3 protein-coding genes are annotated in these 2494 nt (G+C 56.8%); all 3 read left to right on the top strand.

Annotated features, from left to right (window positions below):
* Positions 1-166: 166 nt before the first annotated feature.
* A complete protein-coding gene (locus tag AAAC48_RS08845; RefSeq protein ID WP_340653827.1) occupies positions 167-952 on the top strand; it encodes an SDR family oxidoreductase in 786 nt (261 codons plus the stop codon).
* 27 nt (positions 953-979) lie between these two features.
* A complete protein-coding gene (locus AAAC48_RS08840) occupies positions 980-1693 on the top strand; it encodes a ribonuclease activity regulator RraA (protein WP_340653826.1) in 714 nt (237 codons plus the stop codon).
* 452 nt (positions 1694-2145) lie between these two features.
* A partial coding sequence (locus AAAC48_RS08835; RefSeq protein WP_340653825.1) for a nuclear transport factor 2 family protein occupies positions 2146-2494 on the top strand: 349 nt, incomplete at its 3' end.

Genomic DNA, 2494 nt, shown 5'->3' with positions numbered 1-2494 from the left:
GTCAATCTTGAAACACGATTGCGATAAGAGGATCTGGCAATGCGAATCGATAGTGAGAGGCTGTCCCGGCGACTGACCACGGTCAAACCGTCCCGACCATTGCGATCAACCCGGCTTGCCGCCGAGCTTCGTCGCGCCGTGACCTGTGCCTGGAAGGAAGACCTCAATGGATTTAGGAATCTCGGGAACATGCGCACTGGTGTTGGGCGCCGGCGGTGGAGTGGGTGGAGCAATCGTGCGTAGCCTTGCGGCGGAGGGTGCGAAGGTGGTCGTCGCTGACATCGACGGCGAGGCCGCCGAGAAGACGGCCGACTGCATCAGATCGGCAGGCAGAGAGGCATTTTCGATCAAGTGGAACATTAGCGACCTTGCTGTAATTGAGCGCAACGTCGCAGCAATTGAAGACCGGTACGGCCACGTTTCGATCCTCGTCAATAACACCGGTGGTCCGCCACCGACGCCAGTGTCTGGTCAGGCAGCGGAGCAATGGTCGAAATTCTTCCAGTCCATGGTCCTTTCCGTCATTGCGTTGACGGATCGCATTCTTCCGGGCATGCGCAACGCTGGATGGGGACGCATCATCACGTCTGCTTCGTCAGGCGTTGTTGCTCCCATTCCGAACCTCGGCCTGTCCAACGCACTCCGCTCAACGCTTGTCGGTTGGTCGAAGACCCTTGCGAAGGAAGTCGGAGGCGTGGGCATCACCTGCAACATCGTTCTCCCGGGTCGCATCGCTACGCCGCGGATCATTTTCCTTGATGAGCAAAAAGCAAACAGAGAAGGACGTTGCGTCGAAGATGTATCTGCCGAAAGCGTTGCGACGATCCCGGTCGGTCGTTACGGCAATCCGGAGGAATACGGCGACGTTGTCGCGTTCCTGGCGAGTACCAGAGCGTCGTTTATCACCGGCAGTATCATCCGCGTCGACGGCGGAATGATCACGAGCATCTAAAGCCCCACCCCCAAGAAAGGCAAACCAATGGCAACCGATGTTGAAATCAAGGAAATCCTCTCCGGCGTCACCACCGCAACGCTGACGACCATCCTTCTCAAGAAGGGCCTGCGCAACGTGTGGATTCGCGGAGCTATGCCGATCAAGCAAGGTCAGGGCCGCATTGTCGGCCGTGCCTTCACACTGCGCTTTGTTCCGGCTCGCGAAGATCTGGCAACTCCTGAATCGTGGTCGTCTCCCAAATCTACGCGCGCGGCGATCGAAGCGATGCCGGAGGACTGCATTGCGGTTGTCGATGCGATGGGCATCAAGGATGCCGGCATTTTCGGTGACATCCTTTGTGCCCGGATGGCGAAGAAGAACATAGCCGCCCTCGTAACGGACGGTGTCGTGCGCGACCTAGACGGAGTGCTCGGCACCAACTTGCCGGTCTGGTGCTCGGGTGTTGCCGCACCGCCATCGGTTGCAGGTCTCACTTTTGTTGACTGGGATCAGCCGATAGGCTGCGGCGGCGTCGCCGTATTTCCGAACGATATCATCGTCATTGACAATGACGGCGCTGTGGTCATTCCCGCAGCCTTCATTAATGACGTTCTGGAGCTTGCACCCGAGCAGGAACGCCTCGAAGGATGGATCATGCAGCAGGTGAACGAACGTGCGGCCCTGCCTGGACTTCACCCTACCAATGCCGAGAACAAGGCGCGCTACCAAGAGTGGAAGCGGCAGCAAGCAGGAAGGTAAGCCGCAGCCAATGCGGAAAACCCGTTTGACGCTGGATGCCACAGATCAGCTGGTGGCTGAATGGGCACGAACGCAAGCTGGCGCGGCTCGGGCCATGAGTCCCCGATCAGGCCGCTGCTGCCAGAACCGGCTAGCATCCAGCAGCCACGGACTTTGCCATTACGCGGGAACAGGATCACCGAGCGATCGAAATGGCGTAAATGTCGTACCTGCGAAAATCATCAAAAGCTTGTGAAACAGTTTCAAACGTTATGGCCAGCCCCGACCATTGCGCGATGCCGAACTGGAAATTGTATTCCTTGCTGTGCCTAGACTAAATGTTCGCCCGGTCCCAGGCGAACATGAGAGTGGATTAAATCAGACGCTTGTTACTAAACCCGTATGTCCGCCATCGGCGGTGAATGGTATGGTGGCAAGGAGGCCGCATATTCGCTTGAATAAGGAGCCAACAAATGACAACTCTAGAACTTGCCAAGGATTTCACTAATCTTCTCAAATCGAACGATCACGAAGGTGCCGCCGCAAAGTACAATTCCGACGACATCGTAAGCTATGAAGCCATGGATGGTCCGATGGCGGTCTGCCGGGGCAAGGATGCCGTCAAGCAGAAGGGTGATTGGTGGCAGGCGAACCATGAGGTTCATGGTGCCTCGGTAGAAGGTCCGTACGTCAATGGCGACCAGTTCGTGGTGCGCTTCACGATGGACGTAACACCAAAGGCCACTGGTCAACGTATGAGCATGGACGAAGTTGGAATCTATACAGTCAAGAACGGAAAGATCATCGAGGAGCGTTTCTGTT

Origin of the sequence: Phyllobacterium sp., from assembly GCF_037994405.1 — a bacterium.
Lineage (GTDB): Bacteria > Pseudomonadota > Alphaproteobacteria > Rhizobiales > Rhizobiaceae > Phyllobacterium.
This window is presented reverse-complemented; position numbering and strand designations above follow the sequence as displayed.